Origin of the sequence: Stenotrophomonas sp. 704A1 (assembly GCF_030549525.1) — a bacterium.
Taxonomy (GTDB): domain Bacteria; phylum Pseudomonadota; class Gammaproteobacteria; order Xanthomonadales; family Xanthomonadaceae; genus Stenotrophomonas; species Stenotrophomonas tuberculopleuritidis.
In genome coordinates this window covers 1,653,347-1,678,248 of record NZ_CP130831.1, presented here as the reverse complement: position 1 = coordinate 1,678,248, position 24,902 = coordinate 1,653,347, and the positions used below count along the sequence as shown (strand labels likewise).

Annotated in this window: 27 protein-coding genes; 20 read left to right on the top strand and 7 right to left on the bottom strand. The window is 65.2% G+C overall.

Features of this window, described 5'->3' with window-relative positions:
• The first annotated feature begins 3 nt into the window (after positions 1 to 3).
• Together traD and Q5Z10_RS07810 are read left to right on the top strand one after the other, a co-directional pair.
• Positions 4 to 2,196, top strand: a complete 2,193-nt coding sequence (gene traD / locus Q5Z10_RS07815) for a type IV conjugative transfer system coupling protein TraD (protein WP_003821101.1) — start codon at positions 4 to 6, stop codon at positions 2,194 to 2,196.
• The gene (locus Q5Z10_RS07810) at positions 2,193 to 2,954 is read left to right on the top strand and encodes a TIGR03747 family integrating conjugative element membrane protein (protein WP_003821103.1); all 762 of its coding nucleotides are present in this window, start codon (positions 2,193 to 2,195) and stop codon (positions 2,952 to 2,954) included. The genes traD and Q5Z10_RS07810 overlap by 4 nt, the downstream gene beginning before the upstream one ends.
• A 46-nt stretch (positions 2,955 to 3,000) precedes the next feature.
• Here the strand turns inward: Q5Z10_RS07810 and Q5Z10_RS07805 are convergent, their stop codons facing one another.
• Positions 3,001 to 3,930, bottom strand: a complete 930-nt coding sequence (locus Q5Z10_RS07805) for a hypothetical protein (protein WP_003821104.1) — start codon at positions 3,928 to 3,930, stop codon at positions 3,001 to 3,003.
• A gap of 208 nt (positions 3,931 to 4,138) precedes the next feature.
• On the opposite strand from Q5Z10_RS07805, the gene Q5Z10_RS07800 reads away from it, so the two are divergent.
• The 16 genes from Q5Z10_RS07800 to Q5Z10_RS07725 all read left to right on the top strand — a co-directional run bounded on the left by Q5Z10_RS07800 (position 4,139) and on the right by Q5Z10_RS07725 (position 18,196).
• Positions 4,139 to 4,519 (top strand): integrative conjugative element protein, RAQPRD family, encoded by a 381-nt coding sequence (locus tag Q5Z10_RS07800; protein WP_003821105.1) that lies wholly within the window; start codon positions 4,139 to 4,141, stop codon positions 4,517 to 4,519.
• Complete coding sequence (locus tag Q5Z10_RS07795) at positions 4,516 to 4,749, top strand: TIGR03758 family integrating conjugative element protein (protein WP_003821106.1); 234 nt, start codon at positions 4,516 to 4,518, stop codon at positions 4,747 to 4,749. Before Q5Z10_RS07800 ends, Q5Z10_RS07795 begins: the two co-directional genes overlap by 4 nt.
• A 61-nt stretch (positions 4,750 to 4,810) precedes the next feature.
• Positions 4,811 to 5,125 carry a TIGR03745 family integrating conjugative element membrane protein gene (locus Q5Z10_RS07790; protein ID WP_425279593.1) on the top strand — a complete coding sequence of 105 codons (315 nt, stop codon included), beginning with the start codon at positions 4,811 to 4,813 and terminating at the stop codon, positions 5,123 to 5,125.
• 12 nt (positions 5,126 to 5,137) lie between these two features.
• The gene (locus Q5Z10_RS07785; RefSeq protein WP_003821108.1) at positions 5,138 to 5,548 is read left to right on the top strand and encodes a TIGR03750 family conjugal transfer protein; all 411 of its coding nucleotides are present in this window, start codon (positions 5,138 to 5,140) and stop codon (positions 5,546 to 5,548) included.
• Positions 5,545 to 6,237, top strand: coding sequence for a PFL_4703 family integrating conjugative element protein (locus Q5Z10_RS07780; RefSeq protein WP_003821110.1), 693 nt, complete (start codon positions 5,545 to 5,547; stop codon positions 6,235 to 6,237). Before Q5Z10_RS07785 ends, Q5Z10_RS07780 begins: the two co-directional genes overlap by 4 nt.
• A complete protein-coding gene (locus Q5Z10_RS07775) occupies positions 6,234 to 7,151 on the top strand; it encodes a TIGR03749 family integrating conjugative element protein (RefSeq protein ID WP_003821112.1) in 918 nt (305 codons plus the stop codon). The genes Q5Z10_RS07780 and Q5Z10_RS07775 overlap by 4 nt, the downstream gene beginning before the upstream one ends.
• On the top strand, positions 7,141 to 8,559 hold the full coding sequence (locus Q5Z10_RS07770) for a TIGR03752 family integrating conjugative element protein (protein ID WP_003821113.1): 1,419 nt from the start codon (positions 7,141 to 7,143) through the stop codon (positions 8,557 to 8,559). Before Q5Z10_RS07775 ends, Q5Z10_RS07770 begins: the two co-directional genes overlap by 11 nt.
• Positions 8,540 to 8,980: a TIGR03751 family conjugal transfer lipoprotein gene (locus tag Q5Z10_RS07765; RefSeq protein WP_003821115.1), complete on the top strand. Its 441-nt coding sequence runs from the start codon at positions 8,540 to 8,542 to the stop codon at positions 8,978 to 8,980. The genes Q5Z10_RS07770 and Q5Z10_RS07765 overlap by 20 nt, the downstream gene beginning before the upstream one ends.
• Positions 8,980 to 11,856 carry a conjugative transfer ATPase gene (locus tag Q5Z10_RS07760; RefSeq protein WP_003821116.1) on the top strand — a complete coding sequence of 959 codons (2,877 nt, stop codon included), beginning with the start codon at positions 8,980 to 8,982 and terminating at the stop codon, positions 11,854 to 11,856. Before Q5Z10_RS07765 ends, Q5Z10_RS07760 begins: the two co-directional genes overlap by 1 nt.
• A gap of 94 nt (positions 11,857 to 11,950) precedes the next feature.
• On the top strand, positions 11,951 to 12,655 hold the full coding sequence (locus Q5Z10_RS07755) for a thioredoxin domain-containing protein (RefSeq protein WP_495573906.1): 705 nt from the start codon (positions 11,951 to 11,953) through the stop codon (positions 12,653 to 12,655).
• Between the two features lie 182 nt (positions 12,656 to 12,837).
• Complete coding sequence (locus Q5Z10_RS07750) at positions 12,838 to 13,332, top strand: JAB domain-containing protein (protein WP_003821118.1); 495 nt, start codon at positions 12,838 to 12,840, stop codon at positions 13,330 to 13,332.
• A 162-nt stretch (positions 13,333 to 13,494) separates the two neighbouring features.
• Positions 13,495 to 13,941, top strand: a complete 447-nt coding sequence (locus Q5Z10_RS07745; protein WP_003821119.1) for a TIGR03757 family integrating conjugative element protein — start codon at positions 13,495 to 13,497, stop codon at positions 13,939 to 13,941.
• A gap of 17 nt (positions 13,942 to 13,958) precedes the next feature.
• Entirely contained in the window at positions 13,959 to 14,885 is a 927-nt protein-coding gene (locus Q5Z10_RS07740; protein ID WP_205301664.1) for a TIGR03756 family integrating conjugative element protein, read from the top strand.
• Positions 14,886 to 14,894: 9 nt separating this feature from the next.
• Positions 14,895 to 16,292: an integrating conjugative element protein gene (locus tag Q5Z10_RS07735; RefSeq protein ID WP_303638617.1), complete on the top strand. Its 1,398-nt coding sequence runs from the start codon at positions 14,895 to 14,897 to the stop codon at positions 16,290 to 16,292.
• A complete protein-coding gene (locus Q5Z10_RS07730; RefSeq protein WP_003821125.1) occupies positions 16,289 to 16,660 on the top strand; it encodes a hypothetical protein in 372 nt (123 codons plus the stop codon). Before Q5Z10_RS07735 ends, Q5Z10_RS07730 begins: the two co-directional genes overlap by 4 nt.
• Positions 16,661 to 16,675: 15 nt before the next feature.
• Positions 16,676 to 18,196, top strand: a complete 1,521-nt coding sequence (locus Q5Z10_RS07725) for a conjugal transfer protein TraG N-terminal domain-containing protein (protein WP_003821126.1) — start codon at positions 16,676 to 16,678, stop codon at positions 18,194 to 18,196.
• Between the two features lie 11 nt (positions 18,197 to 18,207).
• On the opposite strand, the gene Q5Z10_RS07720 is transcribed toward Q5Z10_RS07725, so the two are convergent.
• The 3 genes from Q5Z10_RS07720 to Q5Z10_RS07710 all read right to left on the bottom strand — a co-directional run bounded on the left by Q5Z10_RS07720 (position 18,208) and on the right by Q5Z10_RS07710 (position 19,929).
• Positions 18,208 to 18,573, bottom strand: a complete 366-nt coding sequence (locus Q5Z10_RS07720) for a DUF3742 family protein (RefSeq protein ID WP_003821127.1) — start codon at positions 18,571 to 18,573, stop codon at positions 18,208 to 18,210.
• 84 nt (positions 18,574 to 18,657) lie between these two features.
• Positions 18,658 to 19,290, bottom strand: a complete 633-nt coding sequence (locus tag Q5Z10_RS07715) for an RES family NAD+ phosphorylase (RefSeq protein WP_012614066.1) — start codon at positions 19,288 to 19,290, stop codon at positions 18,658 to 18,660.
• Between the two features lie 12 nt (positions 19,291 to 19,302).
• Complete coding sequence (locus Q5Z10_RS07710; protein WP_003821129.1) at positions 19,303 to 19,929, bottom strand: integrase; 627 nt, start codon at positions 19,927 to 19,929, stop codon at positions 19,303 to 19,305.
• Positions 19,930 to 20,245: 316 nt separating this feature from the next.
• Here Q5Z10_RS07710 and mobH point away from each other — a divergent pair, with 316 nt between their 5' ends.
• Positions 20,246 to 22,117, top strand: coding sequence for a MobH family relaxase (gene mobH, locus Q5Z10_RS07705; RefSeq protein WP_303638616.1), 1,872 nt, complete (start codon positions 20,246 to 20,248; stop codon positions 22,115 to 22,117).
• Between the two features lie 50 nt (positions 22,118 to 22,167).
• Here the strand turns inward: mobH and kdsA are convergent, their stop codons facing one another.
• The 3 genes from kdsA to copM form a co-directional block, all read right to left on the bottom strand.
• Positions 22,168 to 23,040, bottom strand: a complete 873-nt coding sequence (gene kdsA / locus Q5Z10_RS07700) for a 3-deoxy-8-phosphooctulonate synthase (protein WP_003821131.1) — start codon at positions 23,038 to 23,040, stop codon at positions 22,168 to 22,170.
• 174 nt (positions 23,041 to 23,214) lie between these two features.
• Complete coding sequence (locus Q5Z10_RS07695) at positions 23,215 to 23,472, bottom strand: glutaredoxin family protein (protein WP_003821132.1); 258 nt, start codon at positions 23,470 to 23,472, stop codon at positions 23,215 to 23,217.
• Positions 23,473 to 23,482: 10 nt separating this feature from the next.
• The gene (gene copM / locus Q5Z10_RS07690) at positions 23,483 to 24,184 is read right to left on the bottom strand and encodes a CopM family metallochaperone (protein ID WP_003821133.1); all 702 of its coding nucleotides are present in this window, start codon (positions 24,182 to 24,184) and stop codon (positions 23,483 to 23,485) included.
• A 180-nt stretch (positions 24,185 to 24,364) separates the two neighbouring features.
• Here copM and Q5Z10_RS07685 point away from each other — a divergent pair, with 180 nt between their 5' ends.
• Positions 24,365 to 24,775 carry a hypothetical protein gene (locus Q5Z10_RS07685; RefSeq protein ID WP_012614065.1) on the top strand — a complete coding sequence of 137 codons (411 nt, stop codon included), beginning with the start codon at positions 24,365 to 24,367 and terminating at the stop codon, positions 24,773 to 24,775.
• Positions 24,776 to 24,902: the final 127 nt, after the last annotated feature.

Sequence of the window (24,902 nt, the reverse complement as noted above, 5' to 3'; positions counted from 1 at the left end):
GCCATGTCGGGGAAACAGCCGGTCGAGGTACTGCTTCGCCCAGCGGTGGAGCTATACACCGTTGCCGCATGCGCGGGCGCCGCGTTTCTGTCCCTGGTGGCCCCATGGTCGCTCGCGCTGAGCCCGTCCATGGGCGTCGGCAGCGCGCTGGCGTTCGGCGCCTACGGTGCCATCCGCTACCGCGATGCCCGCGTCATCCTGCGCTACCGGCGCAACATCCGCCGCCTGCCGCGCTACGTGATGACCAGCAAGGACGTGCCGGTCAGCCAGCAGCGGCTGTTCGTGGGGCGCGGGTTCCTGTGGGAGCAGAAGCACACCCATAGGCTCATGCAAACGTACCGGCCGGAGTTCCGCCGCTACGTCGAGCCCACACCAGCCTACCGGCTGGCGCGACGGCTGGAAGAACGGCTGGAGTACGCGCCGTTCCCGCTGTCCCGGCTGTCGAAACTCACCGGCTGGGACGTACCTTTCAACCCGGTGCGGCCGTTGCCGCCTGTGGGCGGCCTGCCGCGCCTGCACGGCATCGAACCCGAGGAGATGGACGTCAGCCTGCCGCTGGGCGAGCGCGTCGGCCACTCGCTGGTGCTGGGCACGACGCGCGTCGGCAAGACCCGGCTGGCCGAACTATTCGTGACCCAGGACATCCGGCGCGTGAACGCCGCGGGCGAGCACGAGGTGGTGATCGTCATTGACCCCAAGGGCGATGCCGATCTCCTGAAGCGGATGTACGTCGAGGCTAAGCGCGCCGGCCGCGAAGGCGAGTTCTACGTCTTCCACCTGGGATGGCCGGACATCTCCGCGCGCTACAACGCCGTGGGGCGATTCGGGCGTATATCGGAAGTCGCCACCCGCGTTGCGGGGCAGCTTTCCGGTGAAGGCAACTCGGCCGCCTTCCGAGAGTTTGCGTGGCGGTTCGTCAACATCATTGCCCGCGCCCTGGTGGAGCTGGGACAGCGGCCCGACTACATGCTGATCCAACGGCACGTCATCAACATCGACGCGCTGTTCATCGAGTACGCCCAGCATTACTTCGCCAAGACCGAGCCCAGGGCCTGGGAGGTGATCGTCCAGATCGAGGCCAAGCTCAACGAGAAGAACATCCCGCGCAACATGATCGGGCGCGAGAAGCGCGTGGTGGCGCTGGAGCAGTACCTCTCGCAGGCGCGCAACTACGACCCGGTGCTGGATGGCCTGCGCTCGGCGGTTCGCTACGACAAGACGTACTTCGACAAGATCGTCGCATCGCTGCTGCCGCTGCTGGAGAAGCTCACTAGCGGCAAGATCGCGCAGCTCCTGGCCCCGAACTACTCCGACCTGGCCGACCCGCGCCCGATCTTCGACTGGATGCAGATCATCCGTAAGAGGGCCATCGTCTATGTGGGCCTGGATGCGCTCTCCGACGCCGAGGTCGCCACCGCGGTCGGCAACTCGATGTTCAGCGATCTCGTGTCGGTCGCCGGGCATATCTACAAGCATGGGATCGACGATGGCCTGCCGGGCGCATCGGCCGGTGCGCGCGTGCCGATCAACGTCCATGCCGACGAGTTCAACGAATTGATGGGCGACGAGTTCATCCCGCTGATCAACAAGGGCGGCGGTGCCGGCCTGCAAGTCACTGCGTACACGCAGACCCTGTCGGACATCGAGGCCCGCATCGGCAACCGCGCGAAGGCAGGCCAGGTGATCGGGAATTTCAACAACCTGTTCATGCTGCGCGTGCGCGAGACCGCGACCGCCGAACTGCTGACCCGGCAATTGCCGAAGGTCGAGGTCTATACGACCACCATCGTCAGCGGCGCGACCGACAGCTCGGACATTCGCGGGGCGACGGATTTCACGTCGAACACTCAGGACCGCATCAGCATGTCCAGCGTGCCGATGATCGAGCCGTCGCACGTCGTCGGCCTGCCGAAAGGCCAGTGCTTCGCGTTGCTGCAGGGCGGCCAGCTTTGGAAAGTGCGCATGCCGCTGCCGGCGCCGGACCCGGACGAAGTGATGCCGGCAGACTTGCAGCAACTGGCCGGGTACATGCGCCAGAGCTACAGCGAAGCGACGCAGTGGTGGGAGTTCACCAGTTCCCCCGCCTTGCAGGACACGGGCCTGCCCGACGACCTGCTGGATGACGCCGCTGCGGCCGAACCTCCCGCGGTGGCCATTGCCACCGACGAGGACACCGGCAACAAGGCCTCGCCATGAAGGACGCCGCCTCGACTGCACAACGGGAGCAGAACCAGCGCCAGGGCCTGATCGTCGGCACCATCACCTTGCCGTTCCGGCTGCTCGGGGTGCTGATCGGCTCGCTGCTGTTCTCGATCGTCGTGGAGTGCGTCGGCATGCACCTGTTCTGGAAGGACCAGGGCTGGCGGCACTCGCAGCAGATGTTGCAGTACGAACTGGGGCACCTGTCCAGCCACTTCACGCGCAGCGTCGTCGTGCAGGAGCCGGGGCGCACCGCGCACGAACTGGTGGATACCGGCTACGAATGGGTATTCGTTCGCTCCGGGCTGCTGGAGCGCATGAGCCAGACCGCCGAGCGCGCCCGCGCGCCGAGCCACGGGAGGATCCAGGACGGGGGGCGCAACTTTCGCTACTACATCAGCCAGGTCTATGTCTGGACCGAGAACTACCTGATTGCCGCGGCCTTCACCACCCTCACGTTTCTGGTGCGCCTGCTGGTTCTGGTGCTCACGTTGCCGCTGATCTGCACCGCGGCGTTCGTCGGCCTGATCGACGGTCTTGTGCGGCGGGACGTGCGCCGGTTCGGCGCAGGCCGGGAATCCGGCTTCATCTACCACCGCGCGAAGGCGAGCCTGATGCCGCTGGCCGTGCTGCCGTGGGTCACGTACCTGGCCTTGCCGATCTCTGTGCATCCACTGCTGATCCTGCTGCCCAGCGCAGCCTTGCTGGGACTGGCCGTGAGCCTGACTGCGGGCAGCTTCAAAAAATACTTGTGATGACAGAGAAACCAGATCATTAGGCAACTCATTCAGTATTTCTTATTTATTGAATTTGCTGACCAAGGATTTTCTCGCGATACATATTGGCCAAATGGCGCGCCCTCATGCTCCACTGCTCTGTAATCTTTGGGAAATCTGTTGCGCCGCGCCCATCCATTCCTTGCAATGTAACGTAGCCCTGCCCATCCTGTCCGCGTACAAAAGCTATGTAGTTATATATTGAATCTCGAAATTCAGTGAGAGCATAAAAGAAGGCATCGCCAGCCGGAAGCGCACGAGATAAGTCAATGCGACCTTGGGCATATAAAAAATCATTGACACCCTTCATTCCCCATCCTACCCGATCCAACTCAATGTAAAGATTGTCCACGGCGTCATAATGCACAGATGGAATGTAACCACATGAAAAGTCCCATGTTTCGAGCCAGTCGAGAAAGTCAGACCTGAAATATGAAGGAACAATATTTTGAAGTGTGGCTATGGAATCCGCCATCTGCTGAGGCGTTAATGCGCTCCTGGCAACTTGAAATGCTGATGGGAAAATTCTCTTACAGACATCTTGTGGGATAAAACTAATATCAGAAATTTCACCCCAATAGACCACGTGAACCGGAAAAATCGATCCATCCAGCCTTTTGTGTTGAGTGCCATGGAACTGATGATGATTTATGCTGGTATGGCGATTTGCCGTTGTGAAAATCACATAACAACCAATCGGCTCAGGGAAGGAATCGGTCTTACTCAACTCAGCCGTAACGTCTGTAGAGTTTAGTTGATTAACAAATTTTGCCTGCCCAAACACTGAGTAGCCGCCAACGGCAGGAAAAATGTCAATGCCATGCTGCCTTTGCCCATTTCCGCCGTATCTTCTGAATTGCACGTCATACCTCATATTCCGCGCGACCCAGTCCCTCATGAGGTAGCAGCAAATTTCCTCAAAATCTTGATCAGTTCTAAAGGTCAGTCCTTGCATTTTTATCCTGGATCTTTGTAAGAGCGTTGATATTTTGCCACGCGGCCGGTGGAAATTCCCTTCTTGAATTCTGGCCTGACGACCACTCCCTGAGCGAACTGGACGCACGCTGCCAATCAAACCGATCAGCGCAGTTTCCTATTGTTTGCTGCCTGCAGTCACCCTGAACTCCACCATCGCACTATTCTGATCACACAGGAATGGCGCGATGTTGGCTCCGATCTGGCAGCGCGCCGCGCATCGCGGCGTGCCCATTTTTCTCGTGACGGCCCTGCTGCTGGGTCAGTCCCCGATGGCGTTGGCCGAGTCCCCCGCACAGCGCCAGGAGCTGGTCGCCGCGCTGCGCCAACTCGACGCGCTGGAGCGCACCGTCGCCGACAGCGCCGCGCGTGCCCCCATCCAGCCGGGCGAGCGCTACCACTTCGATTACCCGCGGTTGCTGGCTGACTTGGCGCGCGTGCGCGCCGGCATCCAGGCCCATCTCACACCGTCGCGTGCCCAGCCGCGCGACCCCTCCGAACTGGCCAGCGACTACCGCACCGAGCGGTCCGCTTCGCCATCGCCGACGACTACGGAAGCCAAGCCATGAACGGCGCCCAGGTCTCGGCATTTCAAGCCAACAGCGGCATCGCGCCTTCGGCGATGGCGACCGTCCTGGTCGGCGCCGTGTTCGCGGTGCTCCTCGTCTGGGGCGTCTGGGCCATCCGAACGGCCTACGTGGGGTGGTCCGAGAGCCGCCTCAACCAGCGCCAGTTCCTCGGCGTCTGCATCCGCTTCGTCGCGATGTACCTCGTCCTGAGCTTCTTCCTCCTCTCCTGACCTGAAAGGCACGACCATGCAAAACCGCATCCTCCATTCCCGCCTTGCCCAGCGCGCCGCTGTGGCACTGGGCTCCGCCGCGCTGCCCGCGCTGTCGTTCGCGCAAGGCTTGCCGCAGTTGGAAAACCCGACCCGCGGCACCGGCAACGGCATCATGGAAACGATCAGGAACTACGGCTACGACATCATCATGCTCGTAGCCCTCCTGGTCGTGGCGTCGATGTTCATCGGCGTCTGCTACCACGCCTACGGCACCTACGCGGAAATCCACACCGGCCGCAAGACCTGGGGCCAGTTTGGCCTCACCGTCGCGATCGGTGCCGTGCTGCTCGTGATCGGCATCTGGCTGCTCACCGAAGCCACCGGCATCCTGTAAGGCGAGGCCGGTATGTCCGAGCAGCAGCACGTCCGTGCGGACGGGACGGTCACGTTCCTTCCGCATCGGCTCAACCGCCACCCTGTTGTCGTGCGCGGCCTCACCGCCGACGAACTGTGGATCTGCTGCGGCCTGTCCGGCGCCGCCGGCCTGCTGGTCGGCGCGCCGCTGTCCTGGGTGTTCCGCACGATCGCCATCGCGCCGACGTTCGTCGTCCTGGGCGTGGCCCTGGGCGTCTTCATCGGCGGCGGCATCCTGCGCCGGCTCAAGCGCGGGCGCCCCGACACCTGGCTGTACCGGCAACTGCAATGGCGCATCGCCACGCGCCATCCACTGATGGCGGGATGGGTAGGCGGCCACGTGCTGATCTCGCGCTCCGGCTTCTGGTCCACCCGAAGGTCCGTTGCAAGGGGGGCACGATGAGCCGCTTCAAGAACGAGATCACCCACCTGCAGGCGCACATCAAGACGCTTCGCCTGGGTGCTGGTGCGCTGGTCATCGTCGCCCTGGTCATGGGCGGTGGCTGGTGGAGCGCGCCGCGCGACCTGACCATCCACGTCCCGCCCGACCTGCGCTCGGGCAGTACCCGCAAGTGGTGGGAAGTGCCGCCCGAATCGGTCTATGCGTTCACGTTCTACGTGTTCCAGACCCTCAACCGCTGGCCGACGAACGGCGAAGAGGACTATCCGCGCAACCTCCACACGCTCTCGCCGTACCTTACCCCGTCCTGCCAGGCCTTCCTGCGCGCGGACTACGACTACCGCCGTTCCACGGGCGAGCTGCGCCAGCGCGTGCGCGGGATTTATGAGATCCCCGGCCGCGGCTACGGCGACGACCCCACGGCGCGCGTGCGCGTGGTCTCCGACCGCGACTGGGTGGTGACGCTCGACATCACCGCCGACGAGTACTACGGCGCCGAGCAGGTCAAGCGCGCGCTCGTGCGCTACCCGGTGAAGGTCACGCGGGTGGACGTCGATCCCGCCCGCAACCCCTTCGGCCTGGCGCTGGACTGCTACGACGGCGCGCCCCAGCGCATCAGCGCACCGGAGCCGACTCGCCCGGCACCTGGCGGCCTGTCTCCGCAAGCGCCCCAAGGAGGAAACACCCCATGAAGCATCCTGTACTCGTGCTGCTGGGGCTGCTGGCCGTGGCCGCGGCACCCGTCTCCCATGCTGTGGAGATTCTGCGGTGGGAACGCATGCCGCTGGCGGTGCCGCTGAAGGTCGGCCAGGAGCGCATCGTGTTCATCGACCGGAACGTCCGCGTGGGCGTGCCCGCAGGCGTGGGCGAACGCCTGCGCGTGCAGAGCGCAGGTGGCGCGGTGTACCTGCGCGCCAGCGAGCCGATCGAGCCCACGCGGCTGCAATTGCAGGACGCCGACACGGGCGCGCTGATCCTGCTCGACATTGCGGCCGAGCCGCCCAAAGACGGCGAAGCCGAGCTGGAGCCGGTGCGCATCGTCGAGGGCAGCAGCACCCCTGCGCGCTACGGCGATCAGCCAGGCGGTGCCGATGAGGCCCCGGCACGCGCCCAGGACCAAGCAGGTACGCGGGCGACCCGGCGCGAAACCCCGGTTCCGGTCGTCCTGACGCGCTTCGCCGCGCAGAACCTCTACGCGCCGCTGCGCACTGTGGAGTCGCTGCCTGGCGTCATGCGGGTGAACCTGCGCCGTGACCTCGACCTCGGCACGCTGATGCCGACGCTGCCGGTGCGCGCGGTCGCGCTCGCGTCGTGGCGTCTGGAAGACCAGTGGGTCACGGCCGTGCGCCTGACCAACAGCAGCAGCGGCTGGGTCACGCTCGACCCGCGCGTGCTGCAAGGCGATTTCCTCACCGCCACCTTCCAGCACGAAGCGCTCGGACCGCGCGGGACGCCCGAGGACACGACCGTCCTGTACCTGGTGACGCGCGGGCACGGCCTCGCGCAATCGCTGCTGCCGGCGATCCACCGCTTCGACCCGGCCGTGCATCTGCCGCAGCGGGAAGCTGAAGCCGACGATGGCAAGGAGGCCCGCCATGCGCAGTAACGGCTTGCTCAAGTGGCTGATGATCCCGGTCGCCTTGCTGGTGCTGTTCGTTGCCATCCGGCTGTTCTCCGGTGGAAGCACGTCGGCACCGCCCGCCGCGGATGCTGGCTCCAAGCTCACGCCCGAGGAAATGAAGGCGTTGGGCATCGAAGGCGATACCCCGCGCGATACCGTGGCAACGCTCGTCGCCCAGGTGAAACAGTTGCGCACCGAGCTTCAGACCGCGCTGACCGACAACAAGTCGCAGCGCGAGGAAAACCAGCGGCTGCGCCAGCGGGAGAACTCCATTGATCAGCGCATCAATTCGGCCCTCGAATCCGAGCGCTCCAACCTGCGCCGCGACCAGGAACAGGCGGCCAGCGCGCGCCAGCAGACCGAGGGGCTGCTCGCCGACCTGCAGCGGCGCCTGGACAGCATTGGCGGGCGCGGCGGCGGTCACGCTGATCTGCCGGTGGGCCTGGGGCTGCGCGGCGGCGACGAGGCCGGCATGGAAGGCGGCATGCGCTGGGTCGAACCGGACGACGCGAAGAAGGCCGAGGGCCGCAATGGCAGTCGTGGCGCAGGCAGCGGCATGAGCTTCCCGACGAGCTTCGGCCCGGCACAAAGCACACTGGAAACCACCGCGGAAACCGTGGCGAACGCCGGCGCAGGTGCGGCAGGCGTCAAGAGCGCCAAGCCGGTCTATACCGTGCCGACCAACTCGACACTGATGGGCTCCGTGGCGATGACGGCGCTGATTGGGCGCGTGCCGATCGACGGGACGGTGAACGATCCGTACCCCTTCAAGGTGCTGGTCGGGCCGGACAATCTGACTGCCAACGGCATCGACATTCCCGACGTGGCCGGCGCGGTGTTCTCCGGAACCGCATCGGGCGACTGGACGCTCTCGTGCGTGCGCGGCCAGGTTCGCAGCATCACCTTCGTCTTCAACGACGGCACGATCCGCACGATTCCCGAAGACCGCGAAGGCAACCAGCAGAACAACCAGCAGCGCGACGGCCTGGGCTGGATCAGCGACCCGCACGGCATCCCGTGCGTCAGCGGCGAACGGCGCAGCAACGCCCAGCAGTACCTCGGGTCGCAAGCTCTGATCACCGCGGCCGGAGCCGGCGTGGCCTCGCTCATCGAGAGCGACAGCGGCCGCATGTCCTACGTCGGCTCGGACGGCGCCATCGGCACCGTGGGCATCAGCGGCAAGGAAGCAGTCGGCCAGATCCTCGCGGGCGGCGTCCGGGACATGTCGACCTGGGTCAACAAGCTCTACGGACAGGCTTTCGCCGCCGTCTATGTGCAGCCAGGCGCCAAGGTCGCCGTCCACCTCGAAAAGCCGCTGGCCATCGATCACGACCCCGAAGGCCGGCGCGTCGATCACCGTGCAGGAGAAAGCCATGCGCTCGAACTCGATTAAGGGCCTCGCGCTGGCCGCGGCCGTCGCCGTGCTCAGCGGTTGCGCCACCAGCAAGGAAGAACTGCTGACCCATAGCGACCGCACCATGATGGACATCTGGCAGCAGGAAACGGGTGGCGGCGGCAGTGGCACCGGCCAGGTCGCGCGCCGGCAGTTGCTCGACGCGCGCCAGAGCCTGCGCCGGCCGCTGACCGACGCCGATGTGCAGGCTGCGCCCGTCGAGCAGATGCGCTACACGCGCACGGCGCGCAACGAGGTTTATCGCCAGTTCCAGCGCCTGCCCAACCCCGATCTCGTCATGTATGTGTACCCGCACCTGGCGGGCACGGACCCCGTGCCGGTTCCGGGCTACACGACGGTCTTCCCCCTGTACCAGCGCGTGCAGTACGCCATGCCCGGTGAACGGCTGGAGGACTATTGATGCGCTGGGAACTTCCCTGGCCGAAGCTGGCCGCATCCGGCACCGGCGACGAAGAGAAGCCGGACGGCTGGCAGCGCCACGTCGAGGCCTTGCGCCAGGCCGGCGTCCCTGAACCCGGCGCAGCGGTCCAGGGCCGCAGGCCGGCGACGGTAGCCGACGAGCAGGCGCTGTACGACGTCGCGCCGTCGTTCGCGGAACTGCTGCCTTGGGTGGAGTTCTTGCCGCAGTCGAAGTCCATGCTGCTGGAGGATGGGCAGTCGGTCGCTGCCTTCTACGAGCTGGTGCCGCTGGGCACCGAGGGGCGGGAGCCCGGCTGGCTCGCGCATGCCCGCGATGCCTTGGAGAACGCGCTCCAGGACTCGTTCGATGAGCTGGACGAAAACCCCTGGGTACTCCAGCTCTATGCCCAGGACGAGCCCAGCTTCGACCAGTACATGCAGACCCTGCGCGACTACGTGCAGCCGCGTGCCCGCGGCACCGCTTTCACCGAGTTCTACTTGCGCTTCTTCGGCCACCACCTGCGCGCGGTCGCCAAGCCGGGCGGCCTGTTCGAGGACACGGTGGTCACGCGGCTGCGCTGGCGCGGCCAGACGCGGCGGGTGCGCATGGTGATCTATCGCCGTGCAACTGGGCAGGCAAGCCGCCGCGGCCAGACGCCCGAGCAGATGCTGAACATCGTCTGCGACCGCCTGTGCGGCGGCCTGGCGAACGCCGGCATCCAGGCACGGCGCATGGTCGCAGCCGACGTCCACGACTGGCTGCTGCGGTGGTTCAATCCGCGCCCGGCGATGCTTGGACCGAGTGCAGAGGACCGGGAGCGCTTCTACGCGCTGGCGCGCTACCCCGACAGCACCGAAGAAAGCGAGGCCGGCGAAATCGAGCTGGCGAGCGGGCGGGATTTCAGCCAGCGGCTGTTCTTCGGCCAGCCACGCTCCGACGTGGAGCACGGCACCTGGTATTTCGACGGCATGCCGCACCGCGTGCTGATCACCGACCGGCTGCGCATGCCGCCCGGCACCGGACACCTGACCGGCGAGACCCGCAAAGGGGATGCCATCAACACGCTGTTCGACCAGATGCCGGAAGACACCTTGCTGTGTCTCACGATGGTCGCCACGCCGCAGGATGTCCTGGAAGCGGATCTCAACCACCTGGCGAAGAAGGCCGTGGGCGAGACGCTGGCGTCGGAGCAGACGTTGAAGGACGTGCAGGAAGCCCGCTCCCTCATCGGCAGCGCACACAAGCTCTACCGGGGGACGCTGGCATTCTACCTGCGCGGACGCGACGAAGCGGAACTGGACCGGCGCGGCCTGGACCTGGCGAACGTGATGCTCAATGCTGGCTTGCAGCCGGTGCGCGAGGACGACGAGGTGGCGCCGCTCAACAGCTACTTGCGGTGGCTGCCATGCTGCTACAACCCCGGCCAGGATCGGCGCAAGTGGTACACCCAACTGATGTTCGCTCAGCACGCGGCGAACCTGTCGCCGGTGTGGGGCCGCGCTCAAGGTACGGGGCACCCGGGCATCACGATGTTCAACCGCGGTGGCGGGCCGATCACCTTCGACCCGCTCAGCCGCCTGGATCGGCAGATGAACGCCCATCTGTTCCTGTTCGGCCCCACCGGCTCCGGCAAGAGCGCCACGCTCAACAACCTCTTGAATCAGGTCACGGCCATCTACCGACCGCGGCTGTTCATCGTGGAGGCTGGCAACAGCTTCGGCCTGTTCAGCGACTTCGCACGCATGCTCGGGCTGACGGTAAACCGGGTCAAGCTGGCCCCAGGTTCGGGCATCAGCCTCGCGCCATTCGCAGACGCGCGTCGGCTGATCGAGACGCCCAGCGACGTGCAGACGCTCGACGCCGACGCGCTGGATGAAGACCCGCCACCAGATGCCTCGGCCATGGAGGCGGACGAGCAGCGCGACGTGCTCGGCGAACTGGAGATCACGGCGCGGCTGATGATCACGGGCGGAGAGGACAAGGAGGAAGCCCGGATGACGCGGGCTGACCGCTCGCTGATCCGTCAGTGCATCCTCGACGCCGCCGAGCACTGCGTGGCCGACAAACGCACGGTGCTTACGCGCGACGTGCGCAACGCGTTGCGCGCCCGCGGCCAGGACCCGACGCTGCCCGAAATGCGCCGCGTGCGGCTGCTGGAGATGGCGGATGCGATGGACATGTTCTGTCAAGGCACGGACGGCGAAATGTTCGACCGCGACGGCACGCCGTGGCCCGAAGCCGACATCACCTTGGTTGACCTCGCGACATACGCCCGCGAGGGCTACAACGCGCAGCTCTCCATCGCTTACATCAGCCTGATCAGCACGGTGAACAACATCGCCGAGCGCGACCAATACCTGGGACGCCCGATCATCAACGTCACCGACGAAGGCCACATCATCACGAAGAACCCGCTGCTCGCGCCCTACGTCGTGAAAATTACAAAGATGTGGAGGAAATTGGGGGCCTGGTTCTGGCTCGCGACGCAGAACATCGACGACCTGCCGCGCGCCGCGGAGCCCATGCTCAACATGATCGAGTGGTGGATCTGTCTCAGCATGCCGCCCGATGAAGTTGAGAAGATCGCGCGGTTCCGCGAACTCTCGCCCGCGCAGAAGGCGCTGATGCTTTCGGCGCGCAAGGAAGCGGGGAAATTCACCGAAGGCGTCATCCTCTCCAAGAGCATGGAAGTGCTGTTCCGCGCCGTGCCGCCGTCCCTGTACCTCGCCCTCGCGCAGACAGAACCCGAGGAGAAGGCCGAACGCTACCAGCTCATGCAGCAGTACGGCTGCACCGAACTGGAAGCGGCTTTCAAGGTGGCCGAGAAGATCGACCAGGCCCGCGGCATCGAGTCGCCGGCCCTGGAACTGTCGTAAACCGGAGAACGCCATGGAACAGAAACGTCCTTCCATTCCGATGCAGGTCCAGGCGTTCCGCCGTCGCCGCTGGCGGCCTCGCTGGCCCTGGGTATTGGCTGCTGCGCTGGTCGCGCTGCTGCTGATCTGGCTGGTGTCCCGGACGCCCGGCGAATCCTCAGCGCCGTCGCGCGCGCCGGTCAGCACGGCGCAGGTCGCTGGGCCACCCTGGCAGATGGGCAACCCGGAAGGCCGTTTCACGCTGACGCTCTATGCCGACCTGGAATGCCCGTTCTGCCGGGAGTATTTCCCGCAGCTCAAGCGCTGGGTCGGCAACAACACCGACGTGGCGCTGCAATGGCATCACCAGCCGCTGGCCGCGCACGAGCCTGCCGCGTCGGCCGAGGCACGTCTGGCCGAGTGCGCCGCCGAAGCGGGCGGGCATGCGGCGTTCTGGCAGGCGGTCGAATGGGTCTATGCCCACACGCGCAGCGACGGCCAGGGCTTGCCCGATGGCTTGCGTTACCCCGAAACAACGTCAGCCATCGAACAGTGCATGGCTAGCGAGCGCCCCAACGTGGCCATCCGCGCGCAGGCCGCGGAAGCCACCAAGAGCGGCGTGACCGCCACGCCGTCGCTGCGACTGCTCGATCGCCAGACGGGCCAGGCCATCCTGTTGCAGGGGCCGATCGAGGGCGATGCCTTGCTCTCGGCCATGGACCTGCTGGCGGCCGGGGAAATGGCCAGCGACGCGCCGGGTTCGCCCGCCACCCCCACATCCGAAATGCCTGCCGACGTTGTCGGCGACATGCCCAGGTAGCCCTCGGTCTTGAAGGCTACGGCGCGGCTCGCCGCGCTGACCGCTACCCGTTCGCTTTCGCATCCTGGCCGCGAACAATCACCGCCGCGCGGTGATGGATGCACCTTGTTCCGCTGTTTCCATCCCCAGGAGGGCTTGCCCTCCCAGGGTGGCGCCCTCCGCTCACTTTCTGGAGGTCCGCCATGTCTCTCGTCGCCAACGACTCCTGCGTGGAGCCACGTTTTGCCCCCATGTCCCAATCCGATGACTGGATCATCCGGCAAGCCATCGCGCTGCTGGAGCAGCGGGTCTTCAAGAAGGGGCCATCCCTGGAGAGGCCTGCCGCCGTCAAGGACTACCTGCGCCTGAAACTGGCCGCCGAGCCCAATGAAGTCTTCGCCATCGTGTTCCTCAACAGCATGCACGAGGTGCTGGCCTACGAGCCGATGTTCAGAGGCACGATCCATTCGACCTCGGTGCATGCGCGTCCGATCGTGCAGCGTGCCTTGGAACTGAATGCGGCAGCGGTCATTTTTTCTCACCAACACCCTTCGGGCTGCACGGAGCCGTCGAGCGCGGACCGTGCGTTGACCCAAACGCTGAGGGCCGCGTTGTCGCTGATCGACGTGAGGGTGCTGGATCACCTCATCGTCGGCCAGGGCACGCCGTACTCGTTCGCGGAATCCGGCCTGCTGTAGCGACGGCATCGGCTCCCTGATCCACGCGGAGGCTTCGGCCTCCGCTTTTTCATGGGCGCGAGACAAGCAGGTATGCGGGCAGTGCGCGATGCGCATTGTTTGTTGGGGCCGCGTCGGCTTCGCGTTTGACTACTGCTCTGATCAACTTCAAGGGCACGCGACATGACAGCATCCCTTTCCAGGTTCGCGCCGGGCTGGCGAACCCTCGGCCGGGCCGTGGCGCTGCCGGCAGCCCTGGCCGTTTTCAGCCCGGCCACCTTCGCCGCCGACGTGGTGGTCGTCACCGACAGCCGCCACCCGGTCAAGACCATGGGCGGCGAGCGGCTGATCGAGCTGGACGAAGCCCACAGGATTGAAGCGGAGCTTTCCGCGGGACTGCCCACCGACCCCGAACAGGCGACGGCCATCGTCAAGCGCCGGCTGAATGGCGGCGGTGCCGATCTGCAGCGACGCATCGCTTCCGCATACCAAGGCGTTACCGACGCATGGAGCCTCGGCATCACCAGCCTCCCGGCCGTGGTGGTGGACAGGCGCTATGTGGTCTATGGCGAGCCGGATGTGGCTCGCGCTGTCGCGCGCATCGAGCAGCACCGGAGGACCCAGCCGTGACCCGACCATTCGACCTGATGCGCCGCCTGCGCGCTGGCGTGGCTTCGTTGCTGCTGCTCAGCGCCACGGGCAGCTACGCCCTCAATACAGCGACCATCATCGGCTCGGTGGCATCGCCCGATTGCCTCGAATACCGCGTCGTCGGCATCTGCTACTGGCTCTACTGCACATGGACGGGCTGCACCGTGCGCACGTCGATCAAGGTGCGCCACTACATCCCCGATGCAGTGGTGTCGTCGTACTCGAATACCGGAGAAAACCCCTGGGTCGAAGTCCAGGCAATGAGCACGCCCAACCCGTCCGCCCAAGCTGGCGGCGACGGAACGACGAACGAGGATCACGAAAACAGCCTCGCCAAATTCAAGAACGCGGATGTCATCGGTCACCCCGGCGCAGAGGTGTTCAACCAGTTCGTCTCTTCGTCAGGCTACTTCTGTGAGGGCGCGGGCACGGCGTTTATGCCGTACTTGCTCAGCACCCTGGATACGCTGGCCTGGCGCTACAACGTGCCCGAGATGGCCTACCCGGAAGCGCTGATTCCGGGCCGGCGCGAAGTCGGTGCCCGTACCACGATGAATCTCTGGGGCAACGTGTATCCCCGTGGCGGCTTCCTGCACCAGACCGACGACTTCAAGGCCGGCGCAGTGGTGGCCCAGCGTGCGGGCGATGTGGTCACGCGCCGCGGGCAGATCCACGTCTATCAGCCGTTGCTTGCCAACTCCCGTGACGGCTACTGGCCGGCCGGCGCGCTGATGGAGGGCGATGCCTCGACCGGCAAGTGGCAAGAACTCACGCCCGTCCTGTCCTCGTCCTGCACGGTCTTCCCGCGCAGCGGCTTCCTTACCCAGGCCCAGCAAGGCGACTACGCATGGGCGCTGTGGCGGCCGTATGCCTGCTGCGAGCGCCGGGGCCAGGTGTTCCTGGGCAGCGTCGATTTCCTCTGAGGGGGTGCCATGAAGTTCCGTCCTGCATTCAATCCGTTCTCCCGCCGGGTACGTCGCACGGAGATCGTCCTGGCACTGGCCGGCGCGCTCGCGCTGGGCAGCGGCGTGGCCTGGGGTCAACTGGGATACCAGACCAGCGGCAGCGTCATCGGCGATGACGTCATGTACTCGATCGGTGGCGGCAACGCCGTGTCGATGGGACGTGCAGCCGGCATGCGCTCCATCGGTGTCGGCGTGGGTTGGAACAGCAACTTGATCTGCGGCGACATGAGCATCCAGACCACGTTGAAGAACCAACTTAACGGCATTACCAACGGCTTCCAGCAAATCATGTCGTCGGTGATCCAGAGTGCCACCAGTGCGGTGGCATCGTTGCCCGCACTGATCATCCAGCGGGCCGATCCCGGTCTGTACAACCTGCTCACCAATGGCGTGCTGCAGGCGCGGCTGGATTTCGACCGCAGCAAGCTGACGTGCCGTGCCATGGCCGAGAAGATGGCCGAAACGGCGGGCGGCCAACTCGGCTGGAGCCAGATGGCCGAAGGGCTGGCGCTGCGCGATGCCGTGTCGAGCACGGATGCGGTCTCGGCCATCGAGCAGGCCGAGACGCGCCGCGGCAATGACGGCGTGCCGTGGGTCGGGGGCAGCAACGCGGGCGGCTCCGGCCAGCCCGCGATCAAGGTCGTCGGCGATGTCACCCGCGCTGGCTACAACCTGGTCAACGGCCGCGGCGTGACCGACACCTCGTCCATTGCGCCGGCCAGTTGCAGCAGTCTCTCGTGCCAGACCTGGACCTCGCCGCAGGCTGCCGTCGAGTGGGCCACGCGCGTGCTCGGCGAGAAGGAGCAGCGCACGTGCGATGCCTGCACCAAGACCGAGACGACGCCGGGCGTCGGGCTCACGCCGCTGATCCAGGAGGAGTACGACGCCAAGCTGCAGGCGCTCCAGGACCTGGTAACCAAGGCCAAGAACACGACGCCGGAGAACCTGCGCGAAGCTGGCAGTGCGTCGCTGCCGATCATGCGCGGCGTGATCGAGGCGCTGCGCGACGAGCCCGACCAGCACCTGCTGTCGCAGCGCCTCGCGTCCGAGGTCGCGCTGGCATCCGTGCTGGAGAAAGCGCTGCTGCTGCAGCGCACGCTGCTCACGGGCAAGAAGGAGCCCAACGTCGCGGCGAACGAACTTGCCGTGGAGGCGGTGAACCACGAGAGCGACACGCTCGACCGTGAGATTCGCAACCTCAAGACCGAACTGGAGCTGCGGCGCGAACTGGCGAACAACTCGCCCATGGCGATCATCCAGCGCCACGGCGCGCGCGCGGCCGGTTCGCGCGGCATCTACGAGGGCGATCCTGTGCCGGACCGTCTCGACCAGCTCCAGAAGGGCAATCCGGGGAGTCGGCCATGAGCCCGGCGCGCATGGCCTGGCGGCCGCTGCGCTGGTTGTTCAGCCGGCGCGCGGCGAAGACGCTGCTGTGGCTGGTGCTTATCGTTGCCGCCGCAGTGGGGGCGAACGTCGCGGGCATCAACCTGGTCGGCAGCGTTGCAGGCTGGGAACGGTGGCTGGCGGCCTCCGCAGGGTATTTCTTCATCTGGCGGCTGTGCGTGTACGCGGCAACGGCCTATGGATGGTTCTGGATGCGCCGCCGGGTGCTGGCCCGCGAAGACCAAAGCGGGACAGATGGGCAGGCGCGGCGCCGGCTGATCCGTACCGAGGTCGCCGGCGTCGTCGCCATCGTCGCGCTGGAAGCCAGCCTGTTGATGCAGGCCGCTTGAGGGGAGATCGGGGCCATGACGCTCTTCACGACCGACTATCTGGAGTACTACCTCACCCTCGTGTCCTGGATCGTCAACAACGGTATCTGGGCCGTGCTGGTGTCCAGCGGGGTGTTCGCGCTGCCTTTCGTCGCCATCGTCGTGCAGGAGTGGCTGAAGGCCCGCGCGGAAGGCGCTGACGAGGGCAACAAAGGCGTTCTGAGTGCCGCCCGTATCGAGAACCGGGTGTTCGTCGCGATCGTGGTGGTGATGTTCGCGGGCATTCCGTTCATCGACGTGGACCTCAGCACCATCCAGTACGACAGCTCGCGCTCGGCGCAGTGCCAGGTCAGCGTGCCGCAGCCCACGGAAACCGGCTGGTCGCAGTCCTTCAGCACCATCAACAACCAGTCGGCGAAGGTGCCGGTCTGGTGGGCTTTCATGCACGCGCTCTCGCGCGCCGTCACGAGCGCCTCGGTAGCGGCGATCCCGTGCGGTACGGACCTGCGGCAGATGAGGATGGAGATCGACGCGACCCGCATTGACGACCCGGTACTGGCTCAGGAGGTCGCGGACTTCTCGCGGGATTGCTATGGGCCTGCGCGGGCCAAATTGTTCATGCAGCGCCCGGATCTCGATGAGCAGCAGATGCACGACGTAACCTGGATCGGCTCGCGCTTTTTCACGGACACGGGTGGCTACTACGACAGCTACCGCTCCAGCACGGCGCGCGAGGCATGGCCCTATGACGACACCCGCGATGCAGGCCTCGCGCAGGTTGCCAATGGTGGCGGCTACCCGACCTGCAGGCAGTGGTGGTCAGACGGCAGCAACGGCCTGCGCGCGCGGCTGCTGGGGCAAGTGGACCCGACCCTGCTGAATCGCCTGGCGGGCTGGGCCGGGTTCCTCAGCCGGGCCGAGGTGGACGATTCGGTGATCCGCGCCATCGCGTCACCGCGGCAGCAGAAACTGAACCAGGGCAGCGTCTATACGGACTACGGCGGCCAGATCGACAAGACCCTGCCGAACATCGTGACGCGCGCCACGGGCGACGTGGGGATGGCAGTCGGCGCGATTGCCGCGTTTCCTGCCATGGATGTCGTGCGCCAATCCCTGCCCATGATCCTCGCCTTACTGAAGATGGCGCTGGTCATCTGCATCCCGCTCGTGCTGGTTGTGGGCACCTACGACCTGAAGACGGTCGTCACCGTCAGCGTCGTGCAGTTCGCGCTGTTCTTCACGGACTTCTGGTTCCAGCTCGCACGCTGGATCGATTCAACGATTCTGGACGCGCTTTATGGCTGGGGCTTTGGCTGGAACCGGCCGCACACCAACTTTGACCCGCTGGTAGGGTTGAACAACGCCTTCGGCGACATGCTCCTGATGTTCGTCATGGGCACGATGTTCCTGGTTCTGCCGGGATTCTGGCTGGCGAGCCTTACCTGGGTTGGGATTCGGGCCGGGCACGTCATCCAGGGACTTTCCGATGGCAGCAAGAGCGCCGGCCAAGCTGGCGGCAAGGGTGCCGGGGCGCTCACCGGAGGAAAACTGAAATAGCGCGAGGCCGGTCAGTCGTCGGTGTACAACTCGTGCGACGTGTCGTTGTACAGGTTGGGATCGTAGCCCGGCGTCTTGCGCAGCTCGGTGAGGTCGGTGAAAGGCCACTCGTCCTCATCCGAAGTATTTGCAGCAGCAGCCCATCCCGCCGCCGCAACGCCCAGCATCACGAGTGCAAACCAAAACGCAACGTAGAGCAGCACCCCCAGTACAGCCAGCTTGGCTACCCACACGAGCGCGGTAGCGCCAGCTCGCGGCATGCCCTTGGACACCAACCAGTTCGACGCCCGCCGTTCGCGTCGCGCATAGGCACGCCATCCGCGGCCAAAGGCGCGGCCGAGGCGTTCTGCGGTGCTGGTGCGGGTCGTCGTGTTCATGGTCGTCTCCTGCTGTTGAGGAATGCCTATTCCAGTTTGCTCCACTTCATTCGGTTTGCGGCTTCAATGTGTTTTCTTGCTGCTTCAGGACGCTTCGTCATCCGGCCCCACCGGGCCGGGGTCGGGTTCAACGCCGATGCGGTAGGTAACAACGAAACGCGGCCAGTCCACATGGTCCACCAGGTCGATGTCCTCGATGACGCCAACCTTCGCTCCCGCACGCTCGAACAGGGCGATGCTCTTGGCGGGATAGTTGTTGCGCGACGGATAGAGCACCCCGTCGAACAGCGCCTGGCCATCATCTCCGAGCATCGCATGCACCTGGGCGGACACCCGCTGCGTGTGCGTGTAGTCGCGGCTGGCCAACTGCTCCAGGTTCAGGCCGAAGTAGCCCGCCATGACGCCCTGCGCCGTGAGATCGGCCAGAAACACGTCGTCCATCACGCCTACTGCGCGCACCATCCGGGCTTGGACTTCTTTCAGCGCGATCGAGCGTTGCGTGTCCGCAAGCCACTGGTGCTTGTGAAACACCGACTCCATCAGCGCCGTGGGCAGGTCGCGCCCCAGGTAGAGCACGCCGTAGGCCCCCGCTGGGTCATCGTAGCGATTCGTGCTGCTGCGGCCATAGTACAGCGGGCTGCCCCGATAGACGACGCGGCTCACATGCTGGAGCAGTTCACCGGCATCGATCAGGAACGAAGGCAGCTCGTGGCTCATGGCGGTCTCGCTTCAATGCACCTGGACGCCCAGCACGTTGAACACGGCCTCGGCCACGTCATCGATCGTGCCATGCGTCACCGCATCCACGGGCGAGCGACCACCCAGGCCTTCGAGGGGTTCGGACAGCGCGCGGTAGATCGTCCAGTGGTCGATGCCCTCGACCTCCTGGAGCACGGTTTGGGTCAACTGCTGCTTCACCGGGTCGAGCTGCCAGTCGGGCAGCTTCTGGCCGCGCGGCCCCACGTTCAGCGCCAGCAGCCGACGGGCGAGGATGTCCTTGTAGATTTGCTGGCGCGACTTGTCCGCCAGCTTGGCGAACTCGGCAGGCGGCAGGTTGTCCGGCTGGTTGAAGGCTTCCAGCAGCAAGGCGCGGCCTCGCTGGACATCGGTTTCAGCCGGTGTCCAGCGCGTGTCGGAGCGCAACGCGGCCGCCTTGCGCTGCAAGGCCTGCGCCACCGTTTCACCTTCCAGGTTGGCGGGCAGCGTCACCGCCTCCACGCGCTCGTGGATGAACGCCTGCAACTCAGCCGCGAACGCCGGTGCATCCCGGATTTCGACGGTATCGGCGAAGCGTCGCACATCCTCCACCGTGACTCGCGGCAGCCGGTCGGCAATGAATTCGATCGCAGTGGGCATGGTCAGCTCCCAGGTAGGTTTGAGACAGGATTCACTCTAGTCTCCTTTGTCGCATTTGTCAACTTAGTCGCCCGGGTGGGAGCCTACCTGGCGGTGTAGCGCCCCGGCAGCATAGGCCGGGGCCCAGCGCCAGGTCGCCGTCTAATCCATTCGTGCGGGTTCCGCATTGACGCTGGAGCCGCAGCCCAGGCCCCGCTATACCGAAACGGTTAAAGGCCAAAGGGTCGAAACGGCAAGGGAATGGGGTGCAAGGGGAAAGGCCCTACCTTGAAAAGGCCAAAAGGCCTCCCGCCCGGCCCGCCATCAGGACACCGACATGCTCTCCCTGTTCCAGCGAAAACGGCCCCCGGTCGCTGCCGCGCCGTCGCCAGCACCCGCCACCGACCTCCCGAAAGGGTTGATGCGGCCGGAGTCGGCCGCATCGTTGCTCGCCACCCCGCGCCGGCAGAAGCTGCTGGAACACATCTGGCAGCGCACCTCGCTTTCGCGCAAGCAGTTCGCCTCCCTGTACCGCGCGCCGCTGGAGCGCTACGCCGAGCTGGTCCAGGCCTTCCCGGCTTCCGAAGCGCATCACCATGCCTACCCGGGCGGCATGCTCGACCATGGCCTCGAAATCGTCGCCTACAGCCTAAAGCTGCGGCAGTCCCATCTGCTGCCCATCGGGGCCAGCCCCGAAGACCAGGCGGCGCAGGCCGAAGCCTGGACTGCGGCCGTCGCCTATGCCGCACTGCTCCATGACATCGGCAAGGTGGCCGTCGATCTGCACGTCGAGCTGGCCGACGGCAGCACCTGGCACCCATGGCACGGCCCGCTGCGCCAACCGTACCGCTTCCGCTACCGCGACGACCGCGAGTACCGGCTTCATAGCGCCGCGACAGGCTTGCTGTACCAGCAATTGCTCAATCGCGATCTGCTGGACTGGCTCAGTGGCTATCCATCCTTGTGGGCGCCGCTGCTCTACGTCTTGGCTGGGCAGTACGAGCACGCCGGGGTTCTGGGCGAGCTTGTCGTGCAGGCCGACCGCGCCTCCGTCGCCCAGGAGCTGGGCGGCGATCCCGCGCGCGCCATGGCCGCGCCCAAGCACTCGCTCCAACGCAAGCTGGTCAACGGGCTGCGCTACCTGCTCAAGGAAGAGCTGAAACTGAACCAGCCGGAGGCCTCCGATGGCTGGCTCACCGAGGACGCGCTGTGGCTGGTGAGCAAGACAGTCTCGGACAAGCTGCGCGAGCACCTGCTGTCCCAGGGGGTCGATGGCATCCCCGCGAACAACACGGCCGTGTTCAACGTGCTACAGGATCATGCCATGTTGCAGCCCACCGCCTCCGGCAAGGCCATCTGGCGCGCAACTATTACCAGTGAGAGTGGCTGGTCCCATGCCTTCACGCTCCTGCGCCTGGCCCCGGCGCTGATCTGGGAGCCCTCGGAGCGACCCAGCCCATTTGCGGGAACCGTGACCGTGGACAACGCCGGCGAGGCCGAGGACGGGCCGCGCCCGTCCGCACCCGACGCTGCATTGCTACCTGGAGCAGCGGTGGCAACGGAGAAGGAGCCCGCAGCAAGCAGCCGTCCAGATCAGTCGGGCGGAAGTCACGCCATACCTCCCAGCACGCAGCGCAATCCGGCCGACCCACTGGAAAGCATGCTGGCGATGTTCGAGACAACGCCTGAGCCGGAGCAGTCCGTCGAAGCCCCGCCAGAGGGTGCCGACGATGCAGCGGTGCCGCTCGACCCTCCCGCATCGGCCCCAGGTCCTTCGGCGCCGACCGCCGCGCCTGCGCCGCACGATTTCGCCTCATTTACCGGGCGGCCATCGGGCGAGCATTTCATGGCCTGGCTGAAACAGGCCGTCCAGACCCGCAAGCTCATCATCAATGACGCCAAGGCCCTGGTACATACCGTGTCCGACACGGTTTACCTGATCAGCCCTGGTGTTTTCCAGCGCTACGCACAAGAGCATCCAACCATTGGGCCGCTTGCGAAGGACGCGGCCCTGCAGGACTGGCAGTGGGTGCAGAAGCGCTTTGAAAAACTCGGACTCCACAGGAAACAGCCATCGGGTCTGAACATCAGGACGTGCGAGGTCATGGGACCGCGCAAAACGCGCCAGGTGCATGGCTATTTGCTCGAAGACCCATCGCACATATTCGATGCCGTTCCACCGAACAATCCTTATCTGTCGCTCAAATAGCCGACTAAGAGGGGAAGTGCCACACGTTCTGTTTGAACGGGTGGCAAGCTTCAGTCGATCCGAAGAGGCTCGAACGACTTGACGAGTTGGTCCACCGCCTTGACCTGCCGCAGCAGCGGTTCGAGCGTGTCCAGTGGCAGAGCGCTGGGTCCGTCACAACGTGCATGCGCCGGGTCGGCGTGTGCTTCGAGGAACAAACCGCCAATGCCGACCGCCATGCCGGCCCGCGCGAGTTCGGGCAACTGTTGGCGACGCCCACCCGAAGCCAACGCATCCGCTTCTCGCCGCTGCAGGCTATGGGTTACGTCGAACACCAGTGGCAGGCCACTGCTGGCAACGCTCATTTCGCGGAAGCCCAACATGTCCACGACGAGATTGTCGTAGCCGAACTGCGTGCCACGCTCGCACAGCAGGACGCGCGGGTTGCCAGCCTCGTGCAGTTTGTGGACGACATGCCTGATCTGGCCCGGGCTGAGGAACTGCGGCTTCTTGACATTCACTACCCGACCGGTGCGGGCAATGGCGGCCACCAGATCGGTCTGCCGGGCCAGGAAGGCCGGAACTTGCAGTACGTCGGCAACGGCAGCGACCTGCATGGCCTGCTCAACCTCATGCACGTCGGTCAAGACTGGGCATCCGAACCGCGACTTGACCGCATCGAGGACCCGCAGCCCTTCCTCCAGGCCGACACCTCGGAAAGAATGGATCGACGAGCGATTGGCCTTGTCGAACGACGCCTTGAAAACGAAGGGTATCCCCAGCTTGCGCGTCACCTCCGCGAAGTGCTCAGCCGCAGCCAGGGTCGTATCGAGATCCTCGATGACGTTGATGCCGCCGAACAGCACGAACGGCAGGTCGTTGGCGACTGTGATGCCCTCGGAAATGGCGACGTGCAGGGAGGTGGCTGATGATGTCGATCGCATAAAAATTCCTCTCGTGATGTCAACGACCGCAGGCGAAAGCGCCGAGCGTCGTCGGCGAAGAATGCCTCACGGTCTTGAGCTTTGCGTGCAGACGCGTCCACAACAGCGCTTACAGGGTCCGACCGGGGTCCGCACCGGCGACTCCGCCCGTGACCACGGTCTTCCTTCAGCGGCTCACTGAAGACCGAGCGCCTTCATCAGCCTCGGCTTCTGGCTCGCGAAGGTGCCATAGAAGACCTCGTCGCCGACGATCGTGATCGGGGCCACGCGCACGCCGGTTCGTGACTTGGCCTCCGCGGAAATCTTCGGGTCGGTCAGGTCGCGCTCTTCAAACGCGATGCCCTGCTGGGACAACCACTCCTTTAGTGCCCGGCAGTCCGGGCAAGTTGGAGTGCTATAGATGAGGATGCGCGGGGTGTTGGCTTGGTTCATGGTCGTGCCTTCACTTGCCCCGAGCGACAAGCCAACTCTTCATCATGGCGATCTCGCCTTCCTGCGCGGAGATGACCTCCTGAGCCAACTTGCGGACCTCCGGGTTCTTGCCGTACTGCAGCGCCACCTTGGCCATGTCGATCGCACCCTGGTGGTGCGGGATCATGCCGCGCATGAAGTCCACATCGGCGTCGCCGCTGAAGTCGATCATCATGTCCGCATGCATGCGGTCGTTGCCGGCACGGTAGGCGGCCGTCGAGGCATCGCCCGAGCTGCCGGCCGCCGCCTGCTGGCCGTTGTCGCCCAGCCACTTGTTCATCATGGCGATCTCGCCTTCCTGCACGGTGATGACCTCCTGGGCCAGCTTGTGAACCTCCGGGTCCTTGCCGTACTGCAGCGCCACCTTGGCCATGTCGATCGCGCCCTGGTGGTGCGGGATCATGCCACGCATGAAATCGACGTCGGCGTTGCCAGTGAACTGCGCTCCCATCCCGGCGTGCATCTGGTCGTTCACGGCGCGATACGCGGTCGTGGAAGGACTGTCATTGGCCGAGGCGCTGGAGGGCATCGCGTGCCCTTGGTGACCTCCGCCCGCACTGGCCTGCATCGCTTCACCCGACGGGACGACCACCTTCTTCTGGACGGCCATCAGGCCGGCGGCGACCACGACGGCGCCCGCAATGAACAAGAGGCTGAACTTGTTGACCTTCATGAAAAAACTCCTTGAATGAGGTTGATGGGTTCACTGTAGGGCCTCCCATTGTTGGAAGGTCAAGCCCTTATTTCGCCCGTCACTTGGCGCTGCACGGCGGTGTGCCCATGCCCATTTCAGTTGCAAGTAATTCTCAACAAAGGTAGGATGTTAGGACGTTAATAGCGAGAGTCCAGGATCATGTCCCAGCAACCGAAAGTTCACGACACCAGCGATTTCCCCATCGTCCGCTTCGACGGCGCAAGCATCTACAACGGATACAGCAGCGCCTGGTGCGCGGAAATGGATGAACTCGTCGCCTGCGGAAAGCCCTTCGTGCTTATCTACGTCGCGGGAGGGCCAGAAGAGACTCTCGACGATCGCGCTCAGCGCGGCGTCTGGCTGAAGACTCACAAGGAGACGCTTGGCGGCACATTGCTCGCGCTCATCCACGTCGAACCGGATTCGGATAAGCGAGCCCAGTTGGAGGCCATGCTGCCAAAGCTCGTCCAGGCTTTCGGTACACCGCAGTCCACCCGGGCCACCCACGCCGATGCCGAGGCGCTGGCCCGGTATGTCCTGGCGGGTGGTCGCGTCGAAGATTCGATATGAACAGCACCGTCCGGTCGCTGTAGCGCACCAAGGGCCTATCCATGAGGACCGGCTACCGCGTGCTCTCCGGGAAACAACCCGCGTTCCGATCAACGGGGCCGGCGACCGGCTGCTCGATGGAAAGCGG

What these genes read in the sequence shown, in the direction of transcription:
- traD (WP_003821101.1), top strand. Translation starts at nt 4, where the DNA reads ATGTCGGGGAAACAGCCGGTCGAGGTACTGCTTCGCCCAGCGGTGGAG.
- Q5Z10_RS07810 (WP_003821103.1), top strand. Translation starts at nt 2,193, where the DNA reads ATGAAGGACGCCGCCTCGACTGCACAACGGGAGCAGAACCAGCGCCAG.
- Q5Z10_RS07805 (WP_003821104.1), bottom strand. Translation starts at nt 3,930, where the DNA reads ATGCAAGGACTGACCTTTAGAACTGATCAAGATTTTGAGGAAATTTGC.
- Q5Z10_RS07800 (WP_003821105.1), top strand. Translation starts at nt 4,139, where the DNA reads ATGTTGGCTCCGATCTGGCAGCGCGCCGCGCATCGCGGCGTGCCCATT.
- Q5Z10_RS07795 (WP_003821106.1), top strand. Translation starts at nt 4,516, where the DNA reads ATGAACGGCGCCCAGGTCTCGGCATTTCAAGCCAACAGCGGCATCGCG.
- Q5Z10_RS07785 (WP_003821108.1), top strand. Translation starts at nt 5,138, where the DNA reads ATGTCCGAGCAGCAGCACGTCCGTGCGGACGGGACGGTCACGTTCCTT.
- Q5Z10_RS07780 (WP_003821110.1), top strand. Translation starts at nt 5,545, where the DNA reads ATGAGCCGCTTCAAGAACGAGATCACCCACCTGCAGGCGCACATCAAG.
- Q5Z10_RS07775 (WP_003821112.1), top strand. Translation starts at nt 6,234, where the DNA reads ATGAAGCATCCTGTACTCGTGCTGCTGGGGCTGCTGGCCGTGGCCGCG.
- Q5Z10_RS07770 (WP_003821113.1), top strand. Translation starts at nt 7,141, where the DNA reads ATGCGCAGTAACGGCTTGCTCAAGTGGCTGATGATCCCGGTCGCCTTG.
- Q5Z10_RS07765 (WP_003821115.1), top strand. Translation starts at nt 8,540, where the DNA reads ATGCGCTCGAACTCGATTAAGGGCCTCGCGCTGGCCGCGGCCGTCGCC.
- Q5Z10_RS07760 (WP_003821116.1), top strand. Translation starts at nt 8,980, where the DNA reads ATGCGCTGGGAACTTCCCTGGCCGAAGCTGGCCGCATCCGGCACCGGC.
- Q5Z10_RS07750 (WP_003821118.1), top strand. Translation starts at nt 12,838, where the DNA reads ATGTCTCTCGTCGCCAACGACTCCTGCGTGGAGCCACGTTTTGCCCCC.
- Q5Z10_RS07745 (WP_003821119.1), top strand. Translation starts at nt 13,495, where the DNA reads ATGACAGCATCCCTTTCCAGGTTCGCGCCGGGCTGGCGAACCCTCGGC.
- Q5Z10_RS07740 (WP_205301664.1), top strand. Translation starts at nt 13,959, where the DNA reads ATGCGCCGCCTGCGCGCTGGCGTGGCTTCGTTGCTGCTGCTCAGCGCC.
- Q5Z10_RS07735 (WP_303638617.1), top strand. Translation starts at nt 14,895, where the DNA reads ATGAAGTTCCGTCCTGCATTCAATCCGTTCTCCCGCCGGGTACGTCGC.
- Q5Z10_RS07730 (WP_003821125.1), top strand. Translation starts at nt 16,289, where the DNA reads ATGAGCCCGGCGCGCATGGCCTGGCGGCCGCTGCGCTGGTTGTTCAGC.
- Q5Z10_RS07725 (WP_003821126.1), top strand. Translation starts at nt 16,676, where the DNA reads ATGACGCTCTTCACGACCGACTATCTGGAGTACTACCTCACCCTCGTG.
- Q5Z10_RS07720 (WP_003821127.1), bottom strand. Translation starts at nt 18,573, where the DNA reads ATGAACACGACGACCCGCACCAGCACCGCAGAACGCCTCGGCCGCGCC.
- Q5Z10_RS07715 (WP_012614066.1), bottom strand. Translation starts at nt 19,290, where the DNA reads ATGAGCCACGAGCTGCCTTCGTTCCTGATCGATGCCGGTGAACTGCTC.
- Q5Z10_RS07710 (WP_003821129.1), bottom strand. Translation starts at nt 19,929, where the DNA reads ATGCCCACTGCGATCGAATTCATTGCCGACCGGCTGCCGCGAGTCACG.
- mobH (WP_303638616.1), top strand. Translation starts at nt 20,246, where the DNA reads ATGCTCTCCCTGTTCCAGCGAAAACGGCCCCCGGTCGCTGCCGCGCCG.
- kdsA (WP_003821131.1), bottom strand. Translation starts at nt 23,040, where the DNA reads ATGCGATCGACATCATCAGCCACCTCCCTGCACGTCGCCATTTCCGAG.
- Q5Z10_RS07695 (WP_003821132.1), bottom strand. Translation starts at nt 23,472, where the DNA reads ATGAACCAAGCCAACACCCCGCGCATCCTCATCTATAGCACTCCAACT.
- copM (WP_003821133.1), bottom strand. Translation starts at nt 24,184, where the DNA reads ATGAAGGTCAACAAGTTCAGCCTCTTGTTCATTGCGGGCGCCGTCGTG.
- Q5Z10_RS07685 (WP_012614065.1), top strand. Translation starts at nt 24,365, where the DNA reads ATGTCCCAGCAACCGAAAGTTCACGACACCAGCGATTTCCCCATCGTC.